Origin of the sequence: Streptococcus sp. 3705 (assembly GCF_013277145.1) — a bacterium.
Lineage (GTDB): Bacteria > Bacillota > Bacilli > Lactobacillales > Streptococcaceae > Streptococcus.
The window spans coordinates 52,822-60,711 of the sequence record NZ_VMMJ01000012.1; the positions used below are offsets into that span (position 1 = coordinate 52,822).

Annotated in this window: 7 protein-coding genes; 6 read left to right on the forward strand and 1 reads right to left on the reverse strand. The window is 38.7% G+C overall.

Annotated features, from left to right (window positions below; genetic code table 11):
- Positions 1-18: 18 nt before the first annotated feature.
- Entirely contained in the window at positions 19-1,032 is a 1,014-nt protein-coding gene (locus HT714_RS03775) for a lactonase family protein (protein ID WP_173226501.1), read from the reverse strand.
- Positions 1,033-1,229: 197 nt separating this feature from the next.
- On the opposite strand from HT714_RS03775, the gene HT714_RS03780 reads away from it, so the two are divergent.
- From HT714_RS03780 to gla, 6 genes are all read left to right on the forward strand, one after another.
- Positions 1,230-3,206, forward strand: a complete 1,977-nt coding sequence (locus HT714_RS03780; protein ID WP_173226503.1) for a peptide ABC transporter substrate-binding protein — start codon at positions 1,230-1,232, stop codon at positions 3,204-3,206.
- Between the two features lie 118 nt (positions 3,207-3,324).
- Positions 3,325-4,491, forward strand: a complete 1,167-nt coding sequence (locus tag HT714_RS03785; protein ID WP_173226505.1) for an AI-2E family transporter — start codon at positions 3,325-3,327, stop codon at positions 4,489-4,491.
- Complete coding sequence (locus tag HT714_RS03790; protein WP_173226507.1) at positions 4,481-5,710, forward strand: tetratricopeptide repeat protein; 1,230 nt, start codon at positions 4,481-4,483, stop codon at positions 5,708-5,710. The genes HT714_RS03785 and HT714_RS03790 overlap by 11 nt, the downstream gene beginning before the upstream one ends.
- Positions 5,711-6,008: 298 nt before the next feature.
- The gene (locus HT714_RS09635; protein WP_240148095.1) at positions 6,009-6,290 is read left to right on the forward strand and encodes an MgtC/SapB family protein; all 282 of its coding nucleotides are present in this window, start codon (positions 6,009-6,011) and stop codon (positions 6,288-6,290) included.
- A 29-nt stretch (positions 6,291-6,319) separates the two neighbouring features.
- On the forward strand, positions 6,320-6,667 hold the full coding sequence (locus HT714_RS09640; protein ID WP_240146938.1) for a hypothetical protein: 348 nt from the start codon (positions 6,320-6,322) through the stop codon (positions 6,665-6,667).
- Between the two features lie 238 nt (positions 6,668-6,905).
- Positions 6,906-7,763, forward strand: a complete 858-nt coding sequence (gla, locus tag HT714_RS03800; RefSeq protein ID WP_173226509.1) for an aquaglyceroporin Gla — start codon at positions 6,906-6,908, stop codon at positions 7,761-7,763.
- The last annotated feature ends 127 nt before the right edge of the window (positions 7,764-7,890 follow it).

Here is a 7,890-nt window from a genome sequence, read left to right on the forward strand (position 1 = left end):
AGAGATTTTTGAAGAGTATTAAGGAGCAAAACGGATGCAGACTGCTTCGGGAACATGGAAGTCGTTGGAGAGTTCTGCTAGACGACCATTGTCACAATTACGTTTAAAGATAGTTGCATTGTCAGAGTCTTGGTGGACAGCAATGAGAAATTTTTGGTCGGGTGTCAAATCAAAATCACGTGGGGTCTGACCATGCGTTGGAACGATTTCTAGCAATTCTAAGCTACCATCCGCAAGGATGGTATATACTGCGATAGAATCATGGCCACGGTTAGAAGCGTAGAGGTATTTACCGTCTTTAGAGAGACGAATAGCAGCGGTTCCATTAAAGCCTTCGTAAGCTTCTGGTAAAGTTGAAATGACCTGCATACGTTCAAATTCGCCAACGCCATCGTAGATTAAAACCTCGATAGTGCTATTGAGTTCACAAATGAGATAAGCGATTTTATAGTGGTTATGGAAAACAATATGACGAGAACCAGCTCCAGGAATACTATTGTAGGTATAGAGCTTAGATAATTTCCCTTCTTGATCAAGGTCATAAGTAATAACTTGGTCAGTTCCTAAGTCGCAGGTTACTAGATAGTGGTCAGGTGTTAAATCTGTATAGTGAACATGGGGGGAAGCTTGATTTTCATGTGGACCTTGGCCACTGTGTTGATCCATATCACTAAGTAGAAGACTACCATCCTCCTGACGTTTATAAACAAGTACCTGTCCTTTGTGGTAGTTGGCTGCGTAAACCAAATCACGCTTTTCATCAACGGCAACATAACAGTGGGGAGCTCCCTCCTCAACGACATGATTTAACAAAGTCCCGTCAGTTTGATAGGCTGCAATGCCCCCCTTATCGTCTTGACTACCAACTGTGTATAAATGTTGGTGCTGGTCAAAGGCAAGGTAGGTTGGACTTGGCTCAGCTGCAAAAAGTTCTAGGTTTGAAAGCTGACCAGTTTCTGTATCAAAGTCAGCCTTGTAAATCCCTTGGGAAGTACGACGTGTGTAAGTTCCAAAATAAACAGTTTCTTTCATAACGTTACCTCTATATAAAGATAAGACTATTATATCACAAAAACAAGTCAATTAAAGACATCCAATTAGATGTAAGCACTTTAAAAAAATAATTGATTGTTTTTTTGAAAAATATAATAATATTGAGATTGTTTTCCTTACTTTTCTTCTTAAAAGTGCTATAATGAATTCATAAAATGTTTAAAGGAGTCCTTACTATGAAAAAACGAATTTTTCTAGCAGCTGGTGTAGCTATACTCTCGGCGGCTATGCTAGTAGCGTGCTCAACAGGTGGTAAAGATGCTACTAAACCTGTTACCTATACCTATGTCTTCTCTACAGACCCTACGACTCTGGATTATACAGTTTCTGGTAACAAGAGTACAAAACAGGTCACAGGGAACGTTATTGACGGTCTACTTGAAAATGACCAATATGGAAATCTGATTCCATCAGTTGCAGAAGATTGGACTGTTTCAAAAGATGGTTTGACTTATACCTATAAAATCCGTCAGGGTGTCAAATGGTATACCAATGAAGGCGAAGAGTATGGTGAAGTCAAAGCTCAGGACTTTGTAACTGGTCTGAAGCACGCAGCTGATAAGAAATCACAGGCTCTCTATTTGGTACAGGATTCTATCAAAGGATTGGATGACTATGTAAATGGGAAAACAACAGATTTCTCTACTGTTGGTGTAAAAGCGACAGATGATTATACGGTTGTTTACACTTTGAACCATCCAGAATCTTTCTGGAATTCCAAGACAACAATGGGCGTTCTTGCCCCAATTAGCGAGGACTTTTTGGCTTCTAAAGGAGATGACTTTGGGAAGGCGACTGATGTAACAAGCATTCTTTATAATGGTGCCTACCTCCTCAAGGGATTGACATCTAAATCTTCTATTGAGATGACCAAAAATCAAAACTATTGGGATAAGCAAAATGTCTTTATTGATGATATTAAATTGTCGTTCTTTGATGGTCAGGATGCCGATTCTCTTGGACGTGGTTTTGATGAGGGACATTATCCAGCTGCTCCTCTCTTTAAAAATTCTGCCAATTATGAACGTCTAAAAGAAAAATACAAGGATAATATTGTATATGGTCAACAAAGAGGTGGCGTATTCTATATGTCTACTAATATTGATCGTGTAGCTTATAACCATACTGCTAAAACAAGTGATGCGGAAAAATCATCCACTAAAAAGGCTTTGTTGAATAAAGATTTCCGTCAATCCTTGGCTTTCGCTGCAGATCGTACGGCTGCAGTATCTCAAGTATTTGGGGACGAAGTGGCACCTCGTAAATTACGTACAAGTTTTACCCCTCCAACATTTGTCCAAGTTGGAGAGCAGTCGTTTGGGCAAGTAGCTAAGGCAGAACTGGATAAGTTGGATAGCGCTTGGAAAGACGTGAGTCTTGATGATGCACAAGATTCACTTCATAATGTAGACAAGGCTAAAGCTAAATTTGAAGTTGCTAAGAAAACACTTCAAGCCGATGGAGTACAGTTCCCCGTTCATTTAGACCTTCCAGTTTCCTCTACTCAGACAGATTTTATTCGTCAAGCCCAATCTTATAAACAATCCATTGAGGAAGCCTTAGGCTCTGAAAATATAGTGATTGACATTCAACAAGTTTCTGATGATGAATTGGGAAATATGACAGTATTTGCAACATCAACTGACAATATTGATTGGGATATCAATGTAAATAGTGGTTGGAGTCCTGATTATGCAGATCCATCAACCTATTTAGATGTATTTGATCCAACATCTGGCCCAACTCTTCTAGGAGCACTTGGTGTAGCACCAGGTACAGATAATCCGGCAATCAAAGCTGTTGGTTTAGATAAGTTTAAAGAGTTAATTACGGATGCTAGTGGTGAGAAAACAGATCTGCAAAAACGTTATTCTAAATATGCTAAAGCTCAAGCTTGGTTAACAGATAGTGCCTTGGTTATTCCTGTATACTCAGATGGTGCCCAAATGCTAATAACGAAGAAAGTTCCAGGTAGCGGTGCAGATGGTTGGGTAGGTGATAAGACAAGTGAACACAGCTACAAGTACCAAAAATTACAAGACAAGATTGTAACGTCTAAAGAAATGGATGAGTTCCGTAAGAAATTTGCTGATGAAAAAGCCAAATCAAATGCTGATTATCAGAAGAACTTAGACCGTCATATTCAAGACTAATCGAATCTCCTCTGTTGAGGGGATTTTTTTATGTCGCTGTCTCCATGTAAGCACTTTAAAAAAGAGTTATTTTGCTTTAAAAATGGTATAATGAGAGAACGATAGAAAGGAAGTATTTATGGAGCAAAAAGAGAAACATTTTAGCCTATCTTGGTTTTTTAAGTGGTTTTTAGATAACAAGGCCATTACGGTATTTTTAGTAACCTTATTATTGGGACTGAATCTTTTTATTTTAAGTAAGATTAGTTTTCTATTTTCACCTGTTTTGGACTTTTTAGCGGTTGTGATGTTGCCAGTCATTCTGTCTGGTTTACTATACTATTTACTGAATCCTATTGTTGATTGGATGGAGAAGCATAAGGTTAATCGCGTCATAGCTATCACTATTGTCTTTGTCATCATCGCTCTCTTTATCATTTGGGGCTTGGCAGTCGCCATTCCAAATCTGCAACGTCAGGTTTTGACCTTTGCAAGAAACGTTCCTGTTTACTTAGAAGATATAGATAGGATTGTTAATGGATTGGTAGCCCAGCACCTGCCAGATGATTTCAGACCTCAGTTAGAGCAAGTTTTGACAAACTTCTCTAGCCAGGCTACAGTTTGGGCAAGTAAGGTTTCATCTCAGGCAGTCAACTGGGTGAGTGCCTTTATTAGCGGGGCATCTCAAGTTATTGTTGCCTTGATTATCGTTCCTTTCATGCTCTTTTATCTCTTGCGTGATGGGAAAGGCTTGCGTAACTATTTGACCCAATTTATGCCAAGAAAATTGAAAGAACCTGTTGGACAAGTTTTATCAGATGTGAATCAACAGTTGTCCAACTATGTTCGAGGACAAGTGACAGTGGCTATTATTGTAGCAGTAATGTTTATGATCTTCTTCAAGATTATCGGTCTACGCTATGCGGTTACGCTTGGTGTTACTGCTGGTATTTTAAATCTGGTTCCTTATCTTGGTAGCTTTCTAGCCATGCTTCCTGCCCTAGTATTGGGCTTGATTGCTGGACCAGTCATGCTTTTAAAAGTAGTGATTGTCTTTATCGTAGAACAAACTATTGAAGGCCGTTTTGTCTCTCCATTGATTTTGGGAAGTCAATTAAATATCCATCCCATTAATGTTCTCTTTGTTTTGTTAACTTCAGGATCTATGTTTGGTATTTGGGGAGTCTTACTCGGTATTCCAGTTTATGCCTCTGCTAAGGTTGTCATTTCAGCGATTTTTGAATGGTATAAGGTAGTCAGTGGCCTATATGAACTAGAGGGAGAGGAAGGGAAGAGTGAACAATAGTCAACAGATGTTACAGGCTTTGGAGGAGCAAGATTTAACTAAGGCTGAGCATTATTTCGCCAAAGCTTTAGAAAATGATTCAAGTGATCTTCTGTATGAGTTGGCAACTTATCTTGAAGGGATTGGTTTCTATCCTCAGGCCAAGGAAATTTACCTGAAAATCGTAGAGGATTTTCCAGAGGTTCATCTTAATCTAGCTGCAATTGCTAGCGAGGATGGTCAAATCGAGGAAGCCTTCGCTTACCTTGAGGAAATCCAAGCTGACAGTGACTGGTATGTTTCGGCTTTGACTCTAAAAGCAGACCTTTACCAGATGGAAGGTTTGACAGATGTGGCGCGTGAGAAATTATTGGAGGCCTTGACTTACTCAGAGGATCCTCTCTTGATATTGGGCTTAGCAGAGTTGGATAGTGAGTTGGAAAATTACCAAGAAGCTATTCAAGGCTATGCCCAGTTAGATAATCGTACTATTTATGAGCAAACAGGCATTTCTACCTATCAACGAATTGGCTTTGCCTATGCCCAGTTAGGGAAATTTGAAACGGCTACTGAGTTTTTAGAAAAAGCTCTGGAGTTAGAATACGATGACCTAACAGCTTTTGAGCTGGCCAGTCTTTACTTTGATCAAGAAGAATATCAAAAAGCCACCCTCTACTTTAAGCAGCTTGATACCATTTCTCCTGATTTTGAAGGATATGAGTATGGGTACAGTCAGGCCTTACATAAGGAACATCAAGTTCAAGAAGCCCTGCGTATCGCTAAGCAAGGGTTGGAGAAAAATCCCTTTGAAACTCGTCTCTTGCTAGCTGCTTCGCAATTCTCTTATGAATTGCATGATGCTAGTGGTGCAGAAAATTATCTCCTTACTGCAAAAGCAGACGCTGAGGATACAGAAGAAATCTTGCTTCGTTTAGCCACTATTTATCTGGAGCAGGAGCGTTATGAGGATATTATAGACTTGCAAAGTGAGGAGCCAGAAAATCCTTTGACCAAGTGGATGATTGCTCGTTCCTATCAAGAAATGGACGATTTGGATACTGCCTATGAGCATTACCAAGAGTTGGCAGGAGATTTGAAGAACAATCCCGAATTTCTGGAACACTATATCTATCTCTTGCGTGAATTGGGCTACTTTGAGGAAGCAAAAGTCAATGCACAAGCTTACTTAAAACTGGTTCCAGATGATGTGCAGATGCAAGAACTGTTTGAGAGATTGTAAGAATTAATATATTACAGAAAACTGCAAGTTATTACTCGACAATAACTGCGGTTTTTTATTTTTAAAATGTATTGTTTTTAACTAATACTCAATGAAAATCAAAGAGCAAACTAGGAAGCTCGCCGCAGGCTGCTCAAAGCACTGCTTTGAGGTTGTAAATAAGACTGACGAAGTCAGTCACATATATATGGAAAGGCGACGTTGACGCAGTTTGAATTCGAAGTATAAGTATATTCTCTTGAAAAAAGTTTTAACTAGAACTATAATATAAAATTATGAGTGGTAGAGGAGGGAAATAATGCTTGATACGATAGCTCTACTGATTGAAGTCCGACATATTATTCTCATTTTATTGTCTTGTTTTTCCGATTTTATAATTGGCTATGAAAGAAAGTGTAAGCACAAGCGGGCTGGGAGAAAGACTCATATTTTGGTTGTCTTAACTGCAAATTTAATGATGATTTTATCAAAAGAAGCTTTTTTAGATACGCCTAATGATGATACTTCTAGGGTTGCGGTCCAGATTGTTAGTGGTATTATTTTCATGAGGGATAAAAAATCAGTGCTGTCACCACAGTAGCTGGTATTTGGGCAACTGCAGATATTGGAATGGCGATTGGAGCAGGTTTTGCTTTTCTAGGCTTATTTTGTAGTCTAATTGTAGTCTCTGTTCAGAAAAGCAGCTCCAAATTTTTGAAAAGCGATACCCATTATTATATCAGAATGACTGGATTTGTAACCAATAAACCTCCCATATATACCTTGAATATTCTCATTGAACAGAAGGGATTTTATAATTTAAATATTGATATGGACAGAAATGAAAGTACTTATAATCTCACAATTAGAGCAGATCACGATAAATCCATTTCCTCCAAAAATATGGCTGAGGTTTTATGGCAATGTGACGAGAATTTTTATATAAATCAGGTTAAGATTGTATCATTAGAAGGATAGAGTTTTGTTTTCATAGCAAAACTCTTATTTGTGAATGGGAAAGATACTTCTTATTCCCTATACTATGTATCAGGAGGAATTGATATAAAAACATCAGATTAGCGCAGATAACAGAATGAACTGGGAATATCTTGAAAACAAAGATTATTTTATAAGCTTTGGAATCGTTTTCTGTCACAATCTTTCGGGAAAGTAGTTGCTAAAAGATATCTAAAAAATTTTAAGGAGAATCTATCAAATGGATTTCACATGGGCAATTAAATATGCCACTGAATTTTTGGGAACTGCTATTTTGATCATTCTTGGAAATGGTGCAGTTGCCAACGTTGAACTTAAAGGTACGAAAGGTCACCAAAGTGGCTGGATCGTTATCGCTGTTGGTTATGGTATGGGGGTTATGATCCCAGCATTAATGTTTGGTAACGTATCTGGAAACCACATCAACCCTGCCTTCACTCTAGGACTTGCAGTTAGCGGTCTTTTCCCTTGGGCACAAGTTGCGCCTTATATCATCGCACAAGTTTTGGGTGCTATCTTTGGTCAAGCCTTAGTTGTGGCAACACACCGTCCATTCTACTTGAAAACTGAAAACTCAAATAACATCTTGGGAACTTTCTCAACTATTTCAAGTATTGACCATGGTACAAAAGAAAGTTGCTATGCAGCAACTGTCAATGGTTTGATTAACGAGTTTGTTGGTTCATTTGTTTTGTTCTTTGCAGCTCTTGGTTTGACTAAAAACTTCTTTGGTGCTGAAGTGCTTCAATACATGAAACAAATGGCAACACAAGCAGGACAAACAGTTGATTTCTCTGACTTGGCTATTAAAGCACAGGTGGCTCCACACACTGCTTCAGGACTTTCTGTGGCTCACTTGGCACTTGGATTCCTCGTTATGGCTTTGGTAACATCACTTGGTGGACCTACAGGACCTGCCTTGAACCCAGCCCGTGACTTGGGACCACGTCTCCTTCATGCTTTCCTTCCAAAATCAGTTCTTGGTGAGCATAAAGGCGATTCAAAATGGTGGTATTCTTGGGTACCAGTAGTAGCACCTATTGCAGCAGTAGCTATCTTCAAATTCCTTTACTTATAAGAAATTGATTTCTTTGTCTATTGTAATGGATTGAAGAAAAATTAAAACGCATAATATTCAGGTGTTGTATGTACTGACCCCAAAAAGTTAGACAATTAATTTATCCAAAGGATTTAGTTCTGTATTG